Source organism: Chitinophaga sp. 10T418, assembly GCF_056394125.1.
Window position 1 is genome coordinate 131,867 of sequence record NZ_JBFTHG010000005.1, and the last position, 22,395, is coordinate 154,261.

Here is a 22,395-nt window from a genome sequence, read left to right on the forward strand (position 1 = left end):
TGAAAATTGTTAATGAAAATTTCGTTTATGTGTTCAGAAAATACACCTTTAAACATTTGGAAGAAAGATATCGCTATAACAGGCATCTCTTGCCGATTCCCTGGCGCCGCTAATTATAGCGCCTACTGGAAGAATTTAAGAGAAGGAATATCTTCTGTTACAGAAATTCCTCCGGAGAGATGGGATTGGAGAAAATATTGGGGAAATCCTCAAACAACTCCTGGTAAAAGCTTCAACAATTGGGGAGGTTTCATTCAGGATATCGAATATTTTGATGCCGGATTTTTTAACCTTTCCGGTACTGAACTGGAATCTATGGATCCTCAGCAACGGATAATGCTGGAACTGGTATGGGCTTGTCTTGAAGATGCAGGAATCCCCCCGTCTTCTATTGCTGATAGTAATACCGGGGTTTATATTGGCGTATTTAATTTTGATTATAAAGAACTACAGGAAAAAGAGGGCCGCCTCAATATCGAAGCGCATCATTCTACAGGTACAGCTGCAGCATTAATTCCTAACCGTATATCGTACCTGTTCAACCTGCATGGTCCCAGTGTTCCGGTAGATACAGCCTGTTCTAGTTCACTGCATGCCATTCACCTTGCCGTACAATCATTGCAGCTGGGAGAGTGTGACCATGCACTTGCTGGCGGCGTGAATTTATTGCTGACGCCTACACGTCATATTTCTTTTTCCAAAACGGGAATGTTGTCGCCGACAGGAACAAGTAAATCATTTGATGAAAGTGCTGATGGGTATGTACGTAGTGAAGGCGCCGCGGTGCTATTATTAAAGACGTTGGAAAGGGCCATTGCAGATGGCGATCATATTTATGGTGTGATTAAAGGCAGTGCGGTGAATCATGGTGGGAAAGCGCCTACACTAACTTATCCTAACCCCCATGCTCAGGCAGCGGTCATTAAGCAGGCCATTCGAAATGCTGGTGTGGATCCTGCATCCATTACTTTCCTGGAAGCGCATGGAACGGGCACTCCCAAGGGAGATCCCATTGAAATAGAAGGTATGAAACTGGCATTTGACACAGCTTCCGGCGGAGCTGGTCCCGCGTCTCCTTACTGCGGAATAGGCTCTGCCAAGTCAAATATTGGTCACTTAGAAGCTGCTGCCGGCGTAGCTGGCGTAATAAAAGTACTGATGTCTATGCAGCACAGGGAGCTGCCACCCCTGGTTCATTTTCATCAGTTGAATCCCCGTATTGATTTACAGGGAAGCCCTTTTTACATTGTAGATCATCTGCAGGAATGGCGTCACGCAGAAATAAACGAGCATCGTATTCCTTTCAGGGCGGGAGTAAGTTCTTTTGGATTTGGTGGTACAAATGCACATGTGGTAATAGAAGAAGCGCCATTGGATACGCGCCTTTCCCCGGAATACCCCGCCTATCTGCTGGTTTTCTCCGCAAAGACAAAGTCTGCATTAAGCAGGCAATTGAAACAATTTGCAGATTGGGTTAATGAAGAGAAAGAGGCAATAAACCTGACAGATATTAGTACCACACTATTTACAGGCCGGGAGCATTTTAATATCCGGGCTGCCTTACTCGTTCATAATAAAGAAGACCTGTTGCAGCTAGTAGAAAAAGTGACTGCTGATGGCCAGGGAGATGGATATTTTCTTCAGCATAAAAATAATATACCGCTTAATAACATAGAACGGGAACAAGGAGACAGCTTACTGTTTTCCTTTACAGCCGAACCTGCCGATAGCGTGGATAATTACCATGGAAAGCTGCGGGCACTGGCAGAATGGTATATATCAGGATACACTGGTAACTGGAACATGATCTTTTATAAAGGAGCAGGTATCAGAATAGGCATGCCTACTTATTCTTTTGAAAGAGAAAGATATTGGATTCCATCTATCAGTCAGACGACAGATAAAACGCCAAACGCCCCAGCTATCAACAATGATACACTGCTACCTGGTTTGTTTATGACAGCCTCCTGGCAGAAGAAAATACCTGCCCGTTCAGAGCATCATTACGAAAAACATTTGATTTGCCTTTGCGATCCGGCACCAGGTGTGCGCGACTATATTGCTACGCAGATGCCCGCTGCAGAACTCAGCACTTTATCTGCCAATGCCGCAACGATAGACCTGGCCTTTATAGAATATTCACTGGGCCTGTTTCAAATAATTGCGCAATTAGTGAAAGAAAAGATCAAAGGGAAAATATTGATCCAGGTGTTGATAGCTGGCCCTTTAGAACGTAGTTTAATGGCTGGTTTGGGAGGCTTGCTAAAAACGGCTGCATTGGAATACCCGATGGTGAGCGGGCAGATATTGGAAATTGATGGTGATGCTCCGCAACAAAGCATCGTAAATATGCTAAGAGAAAATGCCTTCCAATCAGCAGACGAGCATGTACGCATTGCCGGTGGTGAACGTTGGGTGAAGGAATGGAAACAGCCGCTCTCTAAAGAATTAAATCTGGCTATCCCCTGGAAAGAGGAAGGAGTATACCTGATAACCGGAGGCGCCGGTGAGCTGGGGCTACTCCTTACCAAAGAAATTTTGTACCGCCAGCCAACAGCCACTTTAATCCTTACCGGCCGATCAGCCCTATCTGCTAAAAAAGAAGCCCTGATAGAATCCCTGGGCCACAATGTTGTATATCTTCAAACCGATATTACTGATAAAGAAGCGGTGGAGAGATTAGTGCAAAATGTGTTAGACAATTATGGTCAGTTGCTGGGTATTATTCATTGTGCAGGAATTATCCGGGATAACTTCATTTTCAGGAAAAAATTATCTGAGGTGAAAGAAGTACTTGCGCCCAAGGTTTCCGGTGTGATGAACCTGGATCACGCCACAGCAAATTATCCACTGGATTTCTTCCTTTTATTTTCATCCGTAGTGGGTGCCATGGGAAATGTAGGGCAGTCAGATTATGCTATGGGCAATGCTTTCATGGACGAATTTGCCTTTTACCGGAATACCCTCATCAGAGAAGGGAAACGTTACGGCCATACGCTTTCACTTAATTGGGGGCTTTGGAAAGATGGCGGTATGCAGGTAGATGCAGTGATAGAAAAAAATATGATGCAAACAATGGGTATGACGCCGTTACCAGGTGTCAATGGTATCATTGCTCTTTATAAAGCAATGTCGCTGGATGCAGATCAGGTGCTCATTGCAGATGGTGATCCGGAGGGAATGAAAGCCAAACTTTTTTCAAGGGCGCATATTTTTGGACGGGAAGAAGAAAAGAGCATTGACACTCACGAAGCTGTTTCAGAAGTAACGACTCCGTTGATGTCTATCGCAGATCAGCTTATTATTATGGCTTCAGCATTATTAAAAATTAATGCCGACAACATTACGGATGATGCAAATTTTTCGGAATTTGGATTCGATTCAATTCTATATACTTCCTTTGCAGTAAACATTAATGAAGCCTGGGGACTGAGCCTGACACCGGCTATATTTTTCCAATATACAACGCTACAGGAATTGGCAGCATATCTTGTAACTACTTTCCCTGAGCTATTTGCCGCAGGCGCCGCTGCACCGGACGCCTCTATATATGTAGATCATGACGATAAAAATCCACCATTCTCCCATACGTTGGTGGATACTATCGCGATCATTGGTATCAGTGGATGTTTCCCGGGAGCTGCTGATATAGACCACTTCTGGGAAAACCTGAGGGCCGGCAAGGACAGCATTACCACCGTTCCTAAAGGCAGATGGGATTGGCAGGCCTATTACGGTAACCCTGCTACAAGCCCCAACACAACGAATATAAAATGGGGTGGCTTTATTGATGATATGGAAACTTTTGATGCCCGTTTCTTTAACATCTCTCCAAAAGAAGCCACTTACATGGACCCGCAACACCGGTTGTTACTGATGTATACCTGGAAGGTGATTGAAGATGCTGGTTATGCACCGGAATCACTGTCTGGTAGTCAAACAGGTGTGTTTATAGGTATGACCGGGCATGAATATAGTACCAGGCTTGCAAAAACCGATCACGTGGTACAGGGATATTCTTCTACCGGGATGATTGCTTCTGTAGGGCCCAATAGGGTCAGTTATTATCTGAACCTGCATGGTCCAAGCGAACCTGTGGAAACAGCCTGTTCCAGTTCCTTAATCGCTATTCACCGGGCCGTTGAAGCTATTAAGAGCGGGAGCTGCGACAAAGCATTAGTAGGTGGGGTAAATATCATGCTGGCCCCTGAGATGTTCATGAGTTTTAATAAAGCCGGAATGCTGAGCGAAGATGGGCGATGCAAAACATTTTCAAGTGAAGCTAATGGCTATGTACGTGGAGAAGGAATTGGCATGTTGTTTCTGAAAAAAATGGAAGATGCCATCAGGGACGGGGATCATATCTATGGCGTTATCCGCGCTACCGCCGAAAACCATGGCGGCCGCGCCAACTCACTGACCGCGCCTAATCCGAACGCGCAAGCCGATCTGCTGGTAACGGCTTACAGGAAAGCAGGAATAGATCCTCTTTCGGTAGGCTATATAGAAGCGCATGGTACAGGAACTGAACTGGGTGACCCTATTGAAGTCAATGCGTTGAAGCAGGCATTTGGTGAGCTTTTAAAAGAAACAGGTCATGAGCATATCACGAACAATTATTGTGGCCTTGGTTCTGTGAAAACAAATATCGGTCACCTCGAATTCGCCGCAGGAGTAGCAGGTGTAATCAAAGTGCTATTGCAGTTGAAGTATAAGAAACTGGTGAAAAGCTTGCACAGTGAGCACATCAATCCGTATGTCCGCCTGGAAAACAGTCCTTTTTATGTGGTGCAACAGGAAACTGAATGGCCCGTCATCCGTGATGCATCCGGAAACGAACTGCCGCGCCGCGCAGGAATAAGCTCTTTTGGATTTGGCGGAGCAAATGCCCATGTCGTAATGGAAGAGTACCAGGCACCTCAAAGAAAGGGAGAAAGCGGAGAGGAAGCGCTATCTTTTGTGGTGCTGCTTTCCGCTAAAAATGCTCCTTGCCTGAGAGATCAGGCGATACAACTGCTGGATGTATTCAATAAGGAAAATTTTGACGTGTCAGCATTAGCCGATATTGCGTATACCTTGCAAACCGGTCGTTCAGAAATGGAAGAACGATTGGCGATAGTTGCAGATGATATTACATCGCTCCGTAGTAAACTAACATCATTCATCACCGGAGAGGCATTGCAACCTGCTATTTTCCGCGGAACTGTGAAGAAAACAATTAAAAAGATACCCGGTATCCCAACGATTCCGGTATCCGGCCGGCTAAAACCAGATGTTACAAATATGGCAAAGGAATGGGTCAACGGCACTAAGGTGGACTGGACGCTATTGCACAAGGGAAGAAGATTACGCCATGTCAGCTTGCCTACCTATCCTTTCGCAAGAGAACATTATTCCTTGTTCACTGCTATAGCACCTGTTGCACCCTGGAAATCGCTTTTAAACGAAGTTCAGATGGCACCGCAGCACCCGTTGCTGCACGAAAATACTTCCAGCTTCTCCGCCTACCAGTTCAGCACTGTTTTTACCGGGAGGGAATTTTTCTTGCGGGATCATGTCATCAATGGCCATCGGGTATTGCCGGGCGTTGCATATCTGGAGATGGCCAGAGTAGCATTACTTCGATTATCTGGTGAAACAGATATGTCATTAGGTAATGTTACTTTCAAAAATGTAGTATGGCTACGGCCACTGGTGGTAGATGATATTCCCATAAAGGTGGGTATACAGTTGGAAAAGCAGGACAATGATCAATTTGCGTATAAAGTTACTTCAGAAAATGATATGAACGAAGTATTGGTACATGGCCAGGGGCTTATTATGCTAAGGCATCACGAGGAACGCGACAGGATCAATTTGGAGGTCGTTAAACAAAAAGTTGCACAACATACACTTTCTGCTCAGCAATGTTATGATGCCTTCCGGGAGGCAGGTCTTTCTTATGGCCCTGCACATCAGTCTATCCGGCAATTGTGGACACAGGGACCTTCGGTACTGGCGGAACTTACCTTACCGGAAAGCGCAGTGCAGGAAGCAGTTGCTTACTTCCTGCATCCCGGTTTAATGGACGGGGCGTTGCAAACTTCCATTGGTTTACAGGCGGATGAAAGTTTTGTCATCAAACCACTTTTACCATTTGTGCTGGAAACGGCGGAAATAATCTTACCCGTTAATAAAGCTGTTTGGGCATTGGTAAAATACAGTAAAGGGAGTGGTCCGGATGACAAAGTTCCAAAACTTGATATCGATATTTGTCTGGAAGATGGCACTGTTTGCGTGCATCTGGGTGGCTATACCGGTAGGTTGCAGTCTGCTGGAAGTCTGCCCATAGCAGATAATGCTGTTACTATTAGTGACGTAAGCGACACTTCTTCTTCGCAACAATCGAGGCTTATTGATGACCTGACACGACATGCTGCAGCGTTACTGGCATTACCCGTAACGGATATTGCACCGGATATCTCACTGGAAGATTATGGTTTTGATTCACTGCTTTATACACAGTTTGCCGGTGAATTAAATGAAGCCTGGCAGTTGAGGTTAACCGCCAATATCTTTTTCAATTATCCTACCCTACAGGAAATCGCTACCTACCTGATAGATCATCATGCCGATAAAGTGGTCATACCTTAAGAAACTAACAGTAGTCACTAATATCTTATTTATGAAAGCATTTTTATTTCCAGGACAAGGTTCTCAACAAAGAGGAATGGGCAGAGAGTTGTTTGATAAATATAAAGAATTGATAGTATCTGCCAATAGTATACTGAATTATGATATTGAATTACTATGCACGAAGGACCCTGACCGCCTCCTGAATAAAACCCAATTTACACAGCCCGCTCTATATGTAACAGATGTGCTGATGTATATGGAAGAGATAAATGAAAAGGGGAAACCTGACTATGTATTGGGTCATAGTTTAGGAGAATATGTAGCTCTTTACGCTGCCGGCGCTTATACTTTTGAAACCGGACTTAAGCTAGTGAAAATGCGCGCTGAAATCATGCAGAAAATGGAAAATGGCGGCATGGCAGCTTTGTTAGGGCTTTCAATAGGTGAAGTAGAAGAGTTAATACAAGCATCACAACTTGACATTGATATTGCTAATTACAATTCCCGGGAACAAATAGTTATTTCAGGGTTAAAACTAGACATAATAGCGGCACAGCCGTTGTTTGAAGCAAATGGCGCTAAATTGTATTTCCCGTTAAATGTTAGTGGGGCATTCCATTCCAGGTATATGAAAACCGCCGCTGCAAATTTTAGTCAGTATGTCCGGCAGGTTAGTTTTTCACAACTGAAGATACCGGTCATAGCCAATGTTACTGCACGGCCTTATTCGCAAAACGAAATAGCCAGGTTACTGGAGGACCAAATTGCCAGCCCTGTAAAATGGTATGAAAGCATTAGCTACTTGTTACACTCCGGTGTAACTGAATTTCGTGAAATTGGCCCCGGTGAGGTATTAACGAAAATGCTGCATTTTATTCAAAATAACCCTGCCCCAATGCATATGGAAGTTTCTCCGCCGAAAGAAATCAGTCCGGCTCCTTATTTCATACGGCCGGAAAATTTGGGAGATGCAGCATTCAAAAAGGACTACAATCTCCGATATGCTTATGTATCGGGAGCCATGGTACACGGTATTGCTTCGAAGGAGCTGGTCATTAAAATGGCGAAAGCCGGCCTGATGGGATACCTGGGAACCGGAGGGGTGAGGAAAGAGAAGGTGGAGAGAGATATTTTATTTATTCACCAGGAATTGGAAGAAGGACAGTCATATGGAGTGAACCTGCTCAATGGACCTAACGAAAAGGATACCGTAGATCTTTTGCTGAAACATAAAGTCCGGAATGTGGAAGCTGCTGCCTACATGCTGATCAGCGAGGACCTGGTAAGACTGCGTCTGACAGGTGTATCGGCCAATGGGGAGGGGACGCTGATTATTCCCACGCGCATCATGGCAAAATTATCCCGTCCGGAAGTAGCCGCTGGTTTTCTAAGCCCAGCGCCCCGGAATATAGTAGAAAAACTCCTGCGGGATAATATCTTAACGGCAGAAGAAGCAATGCTGGGGCAGCGTATCCCCATGGCTGACGATATATGCGTGGAAGCGGATTCGGGTGGGCATACTGATATGGGCGTGGCATTTGTATTGCTGCCTGCCATCATGCTCCAACGCGATGAATTTATGCTGCAATATCACTACAAAAAAAAGATAAGAGTGGGGGCCGCCGGAGGAATAGGGACGCCAGCCGCAGCAGCGGCCGCATTTGCGCTGGGTGCTGACTTCATTCTTACCGGCTCGATAAATCAGTGTACCATTGAGGCAGGCACGAGTGATATTGTAAAAAATATGCTCCAGGAAATGAATGTACAGGATACTACTTATGCACCGGCTGGAGATATGTTTGAAATAGGTGCAAAAATTCAGGTATTCAAAAAAGGCGTGTTATTTCCTGCCCGGGCTAATAAATTATATGATCTGTATCGGCAGTATAGCTCGCTGGCAGATATAGATGCAAAAACGAAATMTCAGATCGAGGAGAAATATTTCCAACGAAGCTTTGATCAGGTTCATGAAGACTGCAAAGCGTACTACTCCCCGTCGGAAATGGCGCTTGCTGAACGTAATCCCAAACAACTGATGGCTTATATATTCCGGTGGTATTTTGGCTATTCAGGAAGAATAGCAGAACAAGGTGATGAAAAAAACAAGGTAGACTTTCAGATTCATTGCGGTCCGGCATTAGGCGCATTCAACCAATTTGTAAAGGGTACTTCAATGGAAAATTGGAGAAACAGACACGTAGATGAAATAGCACAACTGATCATGGAGGGAGCTGCCAGTCTGTTGAATGACCGATTAGGAAAATTTTCCAGCCCTGACTAATTTTTATCTACCATTAAAATCGTCTTTTATGAGAAAGTATTTGCTCTCCATTTATTGTGAACTATTGAATGAAATAGGGATACTTGTTTCACATAATCTTAAAACGATTGTACATGAAATGCCACAGGTGTCAGACAAATTTATGTTTATAGCGGCTCAATATTACCGGCCTATTGTGATCAGGATAATGAGTGTTGATTCACATGTATATGCCCCTCAGCAAAAAGAATGTATTTGTATAGGCGAGGAAATTGATGATTTGGATAATATTAAGGAAGTATTCCCGGAACCAACATTTATTATAGTAGATTGAAATATCACTACTTATGGAACGATACGTACTCCGGATCGATTGTGAGGTATTTACGGAGATGGGATTATCTTCTAAAAGGATATTAACAGCGGCAGCCCATGATGCTCCAAATCTTCATGACGTATATCAGTTTGTTACGGGAGAAACATCTGGCACCATAAAAATCAGAATTACCCATATTAACGAAACAGCTCATGCAGCTAACCAGGTCCTCGAATATCATTGCCAGGGAGAAGAAATGCTCGCTGCCTGCACTATAAAGGAAGTATTTGAGTGGATGAACTACGGAATTGGATAGGCGTAGTCCACCGCATTTATAGCCAACTTTAAATTATAATCTTATGCCTCATCAGTACAAACAGGTACCTGATATATTCCTGTTGCTATCATCCTTCAGAGAGAATGATCAATATCATGAGGAAATGCAGGTGGAAAAGCTGATAGATATATTTTTTCCACCAACAGCAAAGGATTTGGTTCAACAATTATCTAACATTACGGCTGCTTTTTACGGTACCCTGCTGAAAACCGCCGGGATGATGTTTGGTACACAGCAACTGGACAACCTTTCTTACGGTGCTATGGAAAGGCTGGCAAAGATAGTGACCAATCGTGCAGTCACCACCTATCCCAGCATCGATAAAGATGCCCGTGGAGTGATGGTGGTATTGGTAGTAGCGGTATTTACTGCAAGCCCGGAGTATAACATACAGATCCACCAGTATGGCCCTGATCATGTTAAACTAACGATCACCGGTAGTGACAGGTATCATATCATCACCAATGCGCTGGGCATATCAGATCATTTCACGTGGCCGGTCATTGGTCCATTTATCCGCGCCATTAATAAGGAGCTGCAATTAACCTCCATCTATGAGGCGACGATAGTTGTAAAAGAGCTTGACCAGGAGAGCAGGTGTGTGTATGAAGTGGATATCAGGAAGATACCGGTTGACGCCATTAAACAACCTTCTGCAACGCTGACGGTTTGCCCGCCTTATTTCTCTTTGGAGGAATGCCGGTTTGATGATGTTGGTACCGCGCTGATTGTACCCATTACCCATATCAAAACATATACCCCGGAAAACTTCGGTGAATTAGTCCGCATCACGTCCTGCCTTGCAGAACATAACCTGAAACGACTTTATCCCCAACTGGCAGACCGATATATGCTCGGGAATCAACTAAACACCCTTCACTACCAGGATTTGGAAGATTCAAAACAGTTGACAGCGAACATTTCTTCCAGGCTTATTTCCGACAGGGCGGCATTTGTTACCGTAAATTTCTTTAACGAGGGAGGCGTTCCCATTTTAACTATTCATAACCGGCTACATATTTTAGCGCGCGATATTTTTTTACAGCGATTTTCTGCACTGCAACGGAATGAACTCCCCGGCATGATTTCAGGTGATGATTTTCCAATAGCGGTGGTAACTGATTGGCAGGATCCTTTTAATTACCAGGTATTCCTGCCTCCTTTTTCCCATGAACATTGCCTTGGCCATTTTCCCGGTTATCCTTGTGTAGCGGCAACCTTTCTCTATCAATGCACCGTGTCACACATAATGGATTGGTTGAAAGTGCAGCGCCATATCGTCTCCCCTGAGATAATACTGCAAGGGGTAGAAATTTACACTGCAAAGCCCATTCCCATTGATACAGCCTGTATAATAAATATGCGTGTACTGATGATATCTACCTTTCACTACAAATTTATTGCATCCGTTGCGACAGAGAATAAAAAGAGGCTGGACCATTGTACACTTGTAATTGACCTGGGCATAAAAAAGTAATATCTGTAACCCTTAAAATACCAAACATGACACAATTACTATTAAACAAAGTAGCCATTGTTACCGGCGCCAGCTCCGGTATTGGCAAAGCTATTGCTTTGCTCTATGCACAACACGGTGCGATAGTGGTAATAGCAGGCCGTGATGAAGCCCGCAATCAGGCAGTAGTAGAAGAGATCAATGCAGGCGGCGGGGAAGCTTTTTTTGTTCGCACGAATGTAGGTATACCTGCTGATTGTGATCGGCTGGTAAGGCAAACATTGGCCCGGTATCAGCGATTGGATATCGCCTGTAATAATGCCGGTATGCAAACATCCTTCAAAGAAGTAGGAGACTATGATATTGAAGAATGGCAGCGCGTTATCAACACAAATCTCAATAGCATTTTTTATTGCATGCGCTACCAGATTCCGGCCCTACTGGCTTCAGGTAGTGGGGTGATTGTAAACATGGGGTCCGCCGCTTCGCAGGTGGCTTTTCCTGGCATGAGCTCCTATGTTGCGTCCAAACATGCGCTGGTAGGGCTTACTAAAACCGCGGCACTGGAATACGCCGCCAAAGGTATTCGTGTTAACTGTATCGGCCCCGCTTTTATTGATACCCCCATGCTGGATACGATTGTTACAACTGAACAAAAGGCACAATTGGGCACCTTGCATCCGATTGGTCGTATTGGCCGCCCGGAAGAAGTAGCAGAACTGGCACTCTGGCTAAGTTCCGATAAATCTTCTTTCGTCACAGGCAGTTATTATCCAATAGACGGCGCATATATGGCGCAATAGTAACACATCTTTCCTGCTCATCTCTTTTAATACCCTAAAAATGGAAAACCCTGTAAACACTGAGAAAAAACAATCCAGGCAAGTATTTAGCTCCATCACTGCGGCTATTTATAATAACCGTACCGATATTCATCACCAATTCAAAACCATCTTCTCAGATCCGATCTTCAAGCGCACTGCTAACCTCACGCTGGAGGAGGCCCAAAAACTGGCATATAAACGTTTTCAGCATCTGACCAGCTGTTTTGAGCTGACGGATCTCTTAACCAGCGATCCGTGGAAACTACTTGCATTACATGACTGGACAGCTATGACAGATGGAGCCCTGTTCTTCATTACATCTGTACACTACAATCTTTGCGCCGGTACTATTTATGAACATAAAGCCGGTCGTACGGACCTGGAGCCGTTCCTGAAAACCCTAAACAATGGAGATGCTGCAGGGCTATATGTTGCGGTGGAGTTGGGATATGGCAATAATGTGGCAATGATGGAAACAACAGCTACCTATGATCCGGAAAAGCAGGTGTTCCTGTTAAATACCCCCGGCTCCCGATCACGTAAGTTCATGTCGCATACCGATGCACGATCAATACCTAAACTAGGGGTCCTCCTGGCCAGATTAAAGGTCGGAGATAAGGATCATGGGATCTTCTCCTTTGTGGTGCCGTTTACCAATGGCAAGGACCTCCGGAAGGGAATTACAATTATACCTTTGATCGATAAGCCTTATGCACTTGATAATGCCATCACCATGTTTAAAAATGTGGAACTGCCTTACGAATCCTTGTTGACAGGCAGTTTCTGCCATTTTACACGCGACGGGCAGCTGGAATTGGAAGAACAATACCGGGATATCCGCCTTCTTTCCTCTCTTAACAGGTTACCCATAGGGATGATATTCTTTGCCAGTGGCTGTTTGGCAATGGCCCGTGCTGCGCTGGTTATTACAACTAAGTTTATTATCCAACGATTGGCATTCACGCTTGATAGCAAAAAAGTGCATGTCGCTGACTTTAAATTTCATCAACAGGCCATCGTAAAAGGCTATGCCAGCATCATTGCCAACACTTTTTGGCTAAATGCAGTCATAAGTCAGCATTTAGCAAGTGCGAAGCAATCTCCTTATGTGTCCAGTGTTACAGCGCGGCATGCCGCACTGATCAAAGGTATCGCGCTATGGGAATCAGAAGATGTATTAAAAGCCTGCCGCGAAAGGTGTGGGGCACAAGGTTTTCTTGCTAAAAATCGCCTGGTAGATTTTGTCGTAACTAACCTTGGTAATACCACCGGCCAGGGCGATAGTCTTGTTGGATTTATCCATGCCTCAAAGGATTTACTTTCTGATAAAGAAGATGAGCCCATATTGCCTCCTAATGGAGACCCGTTAGTTGCTTCCTGGATATTACTGTTTTTTACTGCCGGGAAAATGGTAAGGAACGACATAAATAATCGTCTGGATGCCAATATCGGCAAAGGTGTGTCTGCTTTTGACGCGTGGGATGGAGAAATAAGCAATGCTATCATACTAGGCCGGTTATACACCACCAGGATGGCGCTGATGGCATTTTCCGATATATGCAGCAAACTAACGGATACTTTCGAAAAGAAGCTAATGAATAACCTATTATCCTTTTATGCTTTATCTGGCATTCTTTCTTTTGAAAATACACTCAGAAGAAATAACCTTATCAACAACGAACAAGTGGAGATAACGGAAAATATCCTATGCGAATTACTCGCAAAAATTGCCCCTCATTTACGGTACCTCGCAGATACTTTTGATCTTCCCCTTTCTTTTCTTCAGGCGCCCATTGCGTATGATGACTATATTCATCAGATGTAAAATAACCTACTTCCATTTCTAAAATTCATTACTATGTCGGCTAACAGTTTTCAAATAAAAATTATTAAGGAATATGCGATTGCATTATTAGAAGATCTCACAAAGCTAGGGGCGATTGAAATGACAGCGGAAGCCGGATCTCCGGCAATAACGCCCCCACTTCCTTTTAAAGCAGAACAACAACAGGAAACGAACCTTGAAAAAGACTTAGCAGCACTTGCTCAGAGTTGGAACCACATCAATAAATGGAGTGATATAAAACCAGTGGAGGGAAAAGATTGATTTAAATAACCGTATTAATCCCTGCTAATTATGGGTAAATTAACCGCGATGATCACCGCTGTAGGCGGATATGTACCGGAGTATATCCTGACCAATGAAGAACTGGTAACCACCCTTGATACTACGCCGGAATGGATTGAAAGTAAGCTGGGTGTTAAAGAAAGACGAATCATGAAGGAACCGGGTAAAGGAACATCTGCCATTTGTATCCCTGTGGCCCAGGAAATCTGCCGCAAAAGAAATATCAGTCCGGAGGAAATCGATATGCTGATCGTAGCTACTTCAACACCGGATATGCCAACACCTTGTACCTCAAACCTGGTGGCAGGCGCCATTGGTGCAAAGAATGCCTGGGCCTTTGATATTTCACTGGCATGCTCCGGTTTTCTCGCCGCGCTTGATACCGGTGCAAGATATATTGAAAGCGGGCGTTATAAGAAAATAATGATCATTGGAGCCGATAAAATGAGCTCGATAATAGATTATACAGAAAGACTTACCAGCGCTGTTTTTGCAGATGGTGGTGGAGGCGTGCTGCTGGAACCTGATGAAAATGGATACGGCCTGTTGGATAGCATTTTCAAAACGGACGGATCTGGTGCCGGCTTTGTAGCGATGAAAGCCGGTGGGTCAGCCAGACCTGCCAGCCTGGAAACCATCACTAACAAAGAACATTTCCTATATATGGATCCCAAGGCTGTATTTCGATATGCCGTGTCTTCACTGGAAGAAATTCTGAACCAGATAATGCAGCGCAATAATATCCGGGTGGAGGATATAAAATGGCTGGTACCACATCAGGCAAATAAGATCATCGTTGAAACGGCTTTACAGATAGTCGGGTTGCCAAGGGAAAAAGCTATGATCAACATACAACGTTACGGAAATACTTCTGCAGGTACAATTCCACTTTGCCTTTGGGACTACGAGAAATTATTAAGAAAAGATGACTTGTTATTATTCGTTTCCTTTGGCGCAGGATTCACCTGGGGAGCGGCTTCTCTGAAATGGGGATATGATGCGGGTATATAGCAAAAAGGCATCTATTCCAGAAGTGCCACAAATATTCTAATCCCTTTTATTTATACCATTTTTTAAAACTTTTATTCCCCAAAAAATTACCGAACTATTATAGTAGAAGAAAAAATTAAAATGAATTATCATGATTCCAAATTAAAAATATACTCCCATTTTTTAGCTACTGCAGGACGTCTGCAATTGAGTAATTTATCTTACATGCAGAAGGCATTAATAGATGTACTCATTGTTTCAACCCGTGTTTTAGTTTAATCTTTAGTCCATGATAAAATTCACATAATCAAGCAACCACTTCAGCCTCGTAATAAAGACCAACTGCTTTTGTTTTAAATGAGTTTTCTACATCTCATTTTTATATGATTCGCAATGTAAACATCAGCTATTGTTTAAAAGTATTTATGCAGCATAGTCACCGATAGCTCAGACGACAGTATTGCTGCTGCATAAGGGAAAAAATTTCCCGGATAAGTATATGTCCTTATAAAGTAACATCTCTTCATAACCTTTTACTATTAAAACTATCGTATGAAATCAGCATCTCCAAAATTCAGCTATCCATCTGCAGGGAAAGCAAATCCATTCATGGAAAAAATAAATGCACAGGTAGTGCAATGGATCAATGAATATACCTGTATTGATGACACACTAAAAAATACGCTCAAGAAAGCGCAATTTGGATATTTATCCAGCCGTGTATTTCCGAACGCCACTTTTGATCAACTAATCGTAGGTACCCGTTATTTCCTATGGGTATTTGTGCATGATGATCATTGGGGGCCGCTTCCGGTAAGTGAATTAGCGCCAATATGTGATACGCTTATTGATATACTGAAAGGGGAAGGCCGTAGGCCACACGCCAATGAAATATATCAGCAGATGGCGATTATAAGAGAAGAGGCACTACAATTTGGAACAGCCGACTGGCTCACCAGGTTCACAAACGACATGCGGGATTATTTCGATGCCATGCTGATAGATGCGCAATATAGCTACAAGGAAATAGTTACTTATCCTACCCTTCAGGAATACCTGCCACTTCGTGATAGTATATGCGGAGCATTGCCTACCGCATCAATGGTAGAAATATGCTCTGACACCGTATTGCCACAGGCCATTTTTGATCATCCATACATTCAGGCATTGAGGTATAAGCTTGCGCGCACGGATGGCATCAGAAACGATATTTCGTCGGCCTGTAAAGAAAGACAGGACAAGGAAGCCATGAACATACTGTTGGTTATTCAGAATGAAGAGAAATGCGGTTTCGAGGAATCCCTGGATATCGCAGTGAAAATTCATGAAGAGGCATTATCTCAGCTCCTTGCGTTATGCGATCATGTACCCGATTTCGGCCCGTCTAACGACCTTGTAAAAAAGTATGCAGCGCAGATTAAATTGCAAACAGAGGGCCATAATGCGTGGTATGTATATTCACACAGATATGGTGTAAACTATCATGAACAGCGGCACTTCAATAACCCGGAAGTGTTACCTGCCAATTTATAACAGTTAACAATTGCATGCTTTATAACTATTTGTTGAGATCCGGAAACAGGATCTTATGGATTTTAATTGTCTAAAAAATAGTGCGTATGACTTCTCTCAATAAAATACTAACCCTGTATCAATCACATTTTGATGCGCTCTGTTTTCCGCCGGAGCCAGGCAACTTGTATGAAGCCATCCGGTATTTTTTAGCCGCTGGTGGTAAAAGAATCCGGCCGGTATTATGCTTGCTGGGCAATGACCTGTTTGGTGACATACAGGAAGATACTTTTCATGCAGGGAATGCTATTGAATTATATCATAATTATTCTTTGGTGCATGATGATATCATGGATCGTTCACCTTTGCGGCGTGGCAGAACAACATTACATATAAAGTACAACACCCCCACAGCTATCCTGGCAGGTGATGTACTCCTGATAAATGCATTTTCGCATATTAATAATATCCGGGAAGAATACCGGGAGAAAATATACTCCCTGTTTACAGCAACAGCATTGCAGATTTGTGAAGGTCAGCAGATGGATCTTGATTTTGAGGAAACGGATGTGGAACTAATCGGATACCCCGATTATCTCCGGATGGTGACCCTCAAAACATCGGTTTTGCTTGCTGCCAGTATTAAAATAGGGGCCATTATTGGCGGAGCAACTGCTCAGGAGCAGGCTTATATCTACGACTTTGGTAAAAATATCGGAATTGCGTTTCAAATGCAGGATGATTACCTCGATGCTTTTGGAGACCCGGCTAAAACAGGTAAACAGCCTGGGGGGGACATTCTTGAAAATAAAAAAACCGCGTTATTGATTAAAGCGTTGGAAATGAGCAATACAGCGGAAAGAAAAGCATTAAGAAGCGCCATGCTTAAAGAGGGAGACGAAAAAATAGCATCCGTGTTAAATATCTACAAAGCATGTAAGGTAGAAGAGTGGGCCATCAATACCACCGCAAAATATACAGAAATGGCTTTTAACTGCCTGAGTATGATAGATATCCCCACAAAGCGCAAAGATAACCTGATAACATTGACAGATCATTTATTGGTACGCCAGTCTTAGTTAATGTATGAAAATCAGTTAATCAATTCATCCTTTAAAATTATTATTACATGAGTAGTTATTTTTCAATTTCTCCTGCACCATGGTTTATTAAAATGCAAAAGGAAGATCCTGTTTCTTTTGATGAAGAATTTACTCTTGCCAGTGGCCAAAAGGGGGCCTGGCATATTGTTCGTTATAAGGACGTACAGTATGTATTACGGCAGCATAGTCTTTTCTCCAACATGGTATTACCCCCGGTAACACCATTTTCGCAGAGCTTTTATCAGACAGATCCTCCACGTCATACATTACTTCGTTCCCTGGTTACCAAAGCATTTGCATCTTCTTACATGACCCGCATGAAAGGCTGGATTGAGGACATTGCCACAGAATTATTGCAACCATTGCTGGAATGCAATGAAGTAGAATTTATAAACAAATTTGTGATTCCTTTTCAGATACGAGCATTGTCATATATCCTTGGTATGCCTACCGGCCATGAAGAACGCTTGCATGGATGGATGACGACCATGCTCTCTAATCCCTCCATATCAGGAGATCCGGACGCATTTGTGAATAGCCAGGCAGATTTTAAAGCATTCATTATTCAAACACTGGAGGAAAAGAAGAAGCATCCGGCGGAGGATCTTCTAACCCACCTATTGAACGTAGAAATAGATGGGCAACAGTTAAGTATGGACGATCTGGTGCCAACAGTAGTTTTATTGTTGGTAGCAGGTTCTGATGAAACAGGGATGTTGGTAGCTAATACAATGTCTTTATTAATTGAATTACCTGACTGGCAATTTCATCTTCAACAGCATCCGGAAGACATTGAACGAGCCATTAATGAAGTGTTGCGTTATCGCTCACCATCACAGGGGGTTTGGCGCATAGCCACGGAGGATACAGAACTTGGTGGAAAGCTTATCAAAAAAGGAGACCTGCTGAATGTATGGTTATCGGCCGCCAACTTTGATCCCGAAGTATTTCCCGATCCGGAACACTTTGATATATACAGAGATAATTACGCGCAACTCATGACTTTTGGAAGTGGCATTCATCACTGTTTTGGATATGCGCTATCGAAACTGGAAGGTAAAATAGCAATAGAAGTTATTCTTAAACATCTGTACGATATAGATATTAAACAAGGAACAGTACTAACACGGTTGCCCAGCACAATATTTTATGGATTAGAAGCATTACCGATAGTATATAAGGTAAGAAGATAAATATTGGATAATAAGCAGATAATATGTATGATGATCTAATACCTATAAAGCTGCCCGATAGCGCATTCCAATAACTAATACTTTGTAAATGACTACGCTAAAAACATCATTACTGGATCAGATCGATTATCCGTCTGACCTTCGCAAGCTGCCACCCGAGGCACTTTTGCCGCTTTGTGAAGAACTGAGGCAATATATTATTGAAATGGTGAGTATCAATGGCGGACATTTTGGAGCCAGCCTTGGCGTTGTTGAACTAACTGTTGCATTGCATTATGTAATGAATACACCTGATGACCGGTTGGTATGGGATGTTGGCCATCAAGCATACGTACATAAAATACTAACAGGTCGGCGCACTGTTTTTCATACAAATAGAAAGTACAAAGGCATCAGCGGGTTCCCGAAACGGGATGAAAGTGAGTATGATACTTTTGGCGTGGGGCATTCTTCTACCTCTATATCCGCAGCATTGGGAATGGCTATTGCCTCCAGGTACAAAGGTGAAATAAACAGACAGCATGTTGCTATAATAGGTGATGGCGCCATGACTGCCGGCATTTCATTTGAAGCGCTCAATCATGCAGGAATAACAGATGCCAACCTTTTGGTGATTCTGAATGATAATTCTATATCAATTGACCCTAATGTGGGGGCATTAAAACATTACTTTGCAAGGCTTACCGCTTCGCAAACATATAATAGATTGCGTAACAAAACAAAACAGCTAATTAATCGGTTTCCGGTTGTAGGAAAGGTCGTAAGAAAAATTTTCGGGCATACTAAAGGCGTCATCAAATCAGTAGTTTCAGATAAGGGTAATCTTTTTGAAGCTTTTAATATCCGTTATTTCGGACCGGTTGACGGACATAATGTATTAGAACTGGTGGCTATATTGGAAGACATGAAGCATATAACCGGTCCAAAGTTGCTGCATATCAACACCATCAAAGGGAAAGGGTATCTATTGGCAGAAAAAGAACAAACCATCTGGCATGCACCAGGCTTATTTGATAAAACCACCGGGGAAATATATAAAAAAACATTCACTACCCCTCAACCGCTAAAATACCAGGATGTATTTGGATATACGATAATAGAGCTGGCGGAGCTGAATGACAGTATTATGGCGGTAACACCTGCCATGCCGTCTGGCTCTTCCCTGAAGTTTATGATAGAAAAGATGCCTGACCGCGCTTTTGACGTGGATATTTGCGAACAGCACGCTGTTACACTATCTGCCGGGCTTGCCACGCAAGGTATACGGGTATTCTGTAACATCTATTCAACGTTTATGCAGCGTGCATATGATCAGTTGATTCATGATGTGGCCATTCAGCATCTTCCTGTTGTTTTTTGCCTCGACAGAGGAGGGTTAGTAGGGGAAGATGGTACCACCCACCATGGCGTGTTTGATATTGCATATGTACGTTGTTTACCGGGCGTTATCCTCTGCGCTCCCATGAATGAAGGAGAATTGCGGGACCTGATGTATACAGCCCAACTACCCACTATCACCCAGCCTTTTATTATCAGGTATCCCAGGGGGGAGGGTGTAATGGCAGACTGGAAAAAGCCTTTTAAAGAAATTCAGATAGGTACCGGCCGCATCATTAAAACAGGAGCTGACCTGGCGATTCTATCTGTAGGTCATCCTGGAAATTTTGTGGTCGAAGCATGTAAAGAACTGGAAGAACAGGGAATCCATGTTGCACATTTTGACATGCGGTTTATAAAGCCTTTGGACGAGGTTTTATTACACAACATATTTAATGAGTTCCATACTGTTATTACCATTGAAGATGGCACTATTACTGGTGGGTTTGGGAGTGCAGTACTGGAGTTTATGGCTGCCAACCGCTATAGTGCCCACATACAAATGCTGGGTGTACCGGACAGGCTGATAGCTCACGGAATGACCAAAGAACTGTTCAGGGAATGCGGATATGATATATATGGAATTGTTAAGGCAGTACAGCATATGCTTAAAGAAGAAAATCGTTAATCGTTACAACCAGTATATATGAAATCATTCAATATACCAGATACCTACCGAAGCCAGATCATTACTGCTATTAAAAATAAAAGAATTGAATCTGATCATCTAAAGAAAGATTTAAGCCCAACAGAGCTGGACTTCGGCGCAGTTAAAATATTCCTTGCCCGCCATTTCGGATTTTGTTATGGTGTGGAAAACGCCATTGAAATTGCCTATAAAGCGATAGCAGAAAATTCGGGAAGGAAAATTTATCTCCTGAGTGAAATTATACATAACCCGTATGTAAATCTATTATTACTTAATAAAGGTGTGGAGTTTATAATGAATACTTCCGGAACACAACTCATCCCCTGGGATAAGATAAATGCGGAAGACATTATCATCATTCCGGCATTTGGCACCACCCTTGAGATAGAAGCAATATTAAGGAATAAGGGTATTGAATGTCTAAACTACAATAGCACCTGCCCATTTGTAGAAAAGGTATGGACACGCGCTGCACAAATAGGCAAAAAAAATTACACTGTAATTATACATGGTAACCCCCAACATGAAGAAACCAGGGCTACATTTTCCCATAGCCGGAGTGTAACTCCTACTGTAGTGATAAGAAATTTAGAAGAAGCCAGCATACTTGGTGAAATCATTCTTGAACAGCGACCTACAGCCTCCTTTTATGAATTATTTAAAGACCGGTATTCTCTCGGTTTTGATGCCAGGACAGATCTGGCAAAAATAGGTGTGGTTAATCAGACAACAATGCTTGCCGGGGAAACGCAGGCTATTGCGGATTACATTAAAAATGTTATGATCAGAAAATACCAGTTAAACAGTAATAATCTGGCTGACCATTTTGCAGATACCCGTGATACACTTTGCTATGCTACACATGATAACCAAAGCGCTGTTTTAAATATGCTTAATCACCCATCAGATCTTGCGCTGGTGGTAGGCGGATATAATAGTTCCAATACGTCACACCTGGTAGAAATACTAGCCGAAAAGCTACCCACTTATCTTATTTTTTCAGATGAAAACCTTATCTCGAACGAGGAGATACAACATTGGGATATTCATTCCTGCCAGTTGAAAAAGACCACTCCATTTCTTCCCGAAAAATCGCAAGTACGTATTCATATCACCAGCGGGGCTTCCTGCCCGGATATTCTGATGGAACGGGTGATACTAAAGCTACTATCGTTTTATGGACTGGCATCTGAGGTAGACAGTTATATTAAATTATCTGAATGATTTTCATAAGACTTAGAGCTTGTTTAACAATTTGAGGGCGGGAGATTAGAAAAAACGAATCGATCACTAGAAATCCATAAATCATAACGTGAGAGCAATATCTCCCCCATCACATTGCAGTTATTGCCCAAAAAAAATCATGTTCTGCTCCTCTCCCAGGTCATCAGCAATGCACCCTCGGAATACTGGAGTAGGGAAAAAACGCATTTCTACTGTACCTCGCAACTGCATCATAAACAATTTTGCCGAATTCAAAGCTAACGTCTCTGCAGGAAACGATCTGCGGCCGATACGATTCTGACGCCAATGCTCTCATCAGGAATAGCTGTGTGATACAACCTGTAATCTTGCAGTTTACAGCGAAGCAGGGATACAAAAGATAGATTGTGATACAACCTGACATCTTGCGGG

14 protein-coding genes are annotated in these 22,395 nt (G+C 43.1%); all 14 read left to right on the forward strand.

The window, feature by feature from the left end; genetic code table 11:
- Nucleotides 1-27: 27 nt before the first annotated feature.
- The 14 genes from AC1DCV_RS15885 to AC1DCV_RS15950 all read left to right on the forward strand — a co-directional run bounded on the left by AC1DCV_RS15885 (nt 28) and on the right by AC1DCV_RS15950 (nt 21,984).
- Nucleotides 28-6,633 (forward strand): SDR family NAD(P)-dependent oxidoreductase, encoded by a 6,606-nt coding sequence (locus AC1DCV_RS15885; RefSeq protein WP_477024054.1) that lies wholly within the window; start codon nt 28-30, stop codon nt 6,631-6,633.
- 31 nt (nt 6,634-6,664) lie between these two features.
- A complete protein-coding gene (gene fabD / locus AC1DCV_RS15890; protein ID WP_477024055.1) occupies nt 6,665-8,896 on the forward strand; it encodes an ACP S-malonyltransferase in 2,232 nt (743 codons plus the stop codon).
- A gap of 28 nt (nt 8,897-8,924) precedes the next feature.
- Nucleotides 8,925-9,209 carry a DUF5952 family protein gene (locus tag AC1DCV_RS15895; RefSeq protein ID WP_477024056.1) on the forward strand — a complete coding sequence of 95 codons (285 nt, stop codon included), beginning with the start codon at nt 8,925-8,927 and terminating at the stop codon, nt 9,207-9,209.
- A gap of 13 nt (nt 9,210-9,222) precedes the next feature.
- Nucleotides 9,223-9,507: a DUF5952 family protein gene (locus AC1DCV_RS15900; RefSeq protein WP_477024057.1), complete on the forward strand. Its 285-nt coding sequence runs from the start codon at nt 9,223-9,225 to the stop codon at nt 9,505-9,507.
- Nucleotides 9,508-9,550: 43 nt separating this feature from the next.
- Nucleotides 9,551-11,005: a hypothetical protein gene (locus AC1DCV_RS15905; RefSeq protein WP_477024058.1), complete on the forward strand. Its 1,455-nt coding sequence runs from the start codon at nt 9,551-9,553 to the stop codon at nt 11,003-11,005.
- 26 nt (nt 11,006-11,031) lie between these two features.
- Entirely contained in the window at nt 11,032-11,787 is a 756-nt protein-coding gene (locus tag AC1DCV_RS15910; RefSeq protein ID WP_477024059.1) for an SDR family NAD(P)-dependent oxidoreductase, read from the forward strand.
- Between the two features lie 40 nt (nt 11,788-11,827).
- Entirely contained in the window at nt 11,828-13,633 is a 1,806-nt protein-coding gene (locus tag AC1DCV_RS15915) for an acyl-CoA dehydrogenase (protein WP_477024060.1), read from the forward strand.
- Nucleotides 13,634-13,666: 33 nt separating this feature from the next.
- Nucleotides 13,667-13,915, forward strand: coding sequence for a hypothetical protein (locus AC1DCV_RS15920; protein ID WP_477024061.1), 249 nt, complete (start codon nt 13,667-13,669; stop codon nt 13,913-13,915).
- A 30-nt stretch (nt 13,916-13,945) separates the two neighbouring features.
- Entirely contained in the window at nt 13,946-14,947 is a 1,002-nt protein-coding gene (locus AC1DCV_RS15925) for a 3-oxoacyl-ACP synthase III family protein (protein ID WP_477024062.1), read from the forward strand.
- 531 nt (nt 14,948-15,478) lie between these two features.
- The gene (locus tag AC1DCV_RS15930) at nt 15,479-16,459 is read left to right on the forward strand and encodes a terpene synthase family protein (protein WP_477024063.1); all 981 of its coding nucleotides are present in this window, start codon (nt 15,479-15,481) and stop codon (nt 16,457-16,459) included.
- Nucleotides 16,460-16,545: 86 nt separating this feature from the next.
- Entirely contained in the window at nt 16,546-17,517 is a 972-nt protein-coding gene (locus AC1DCV_RS15935) for a polyprenyl synthetase family protein (RefSeq protein ID WP_477024064.1), read from the forward strand.
- A 50-nt stretch (nt 17,518-17,567) separates the two neighbouring features.
- Nucleotides 17,568-18,734 carry a cytochrome P450 gene (locus AC1DCV_RS15940; protein WP_477024065.1) on the forward strand — a complete coding sequence of 389 codons (1,167 nt, stop codon included), beginning with the start codon at nt 17,568-17,570 and terminating at the stop codon, nt 18,732-18,734.
- An 88-nt stretch (nt 18,735-18,822) separates the two neighbouring features.
- Nucleotides 18,823-20,739: a 1-deoxy-D-xylulose-5-phosphate synthase gene (dxs, locus tag AC1DCV_RS15945; RefSeq protein WP_477024066.1), complete on the forward strand. Its 1,917-nt coding sequence runs from the start codon at nt 18,823-18,825 to the stop codon at nt 20,737-20,739.
- A gap of 18 nt (nt 20,740-20,757) precedes the next feature.
- Nucleotides 20,758-21,984 (forward strand): 4-hydroxy-3-methylbut-2-enyl diphosphate reductase, encoded by a 1,227-nt coding sequence (locus tag AC1DCV_RS15950; protein ID WP_477024067.1) that lies wholly within the window; start codon nt 20,758-20,760, stop codon nt 21,982-21,984.
- Nucleotides 21,985-22,395 lie beyond the last annotated feature (411 nt).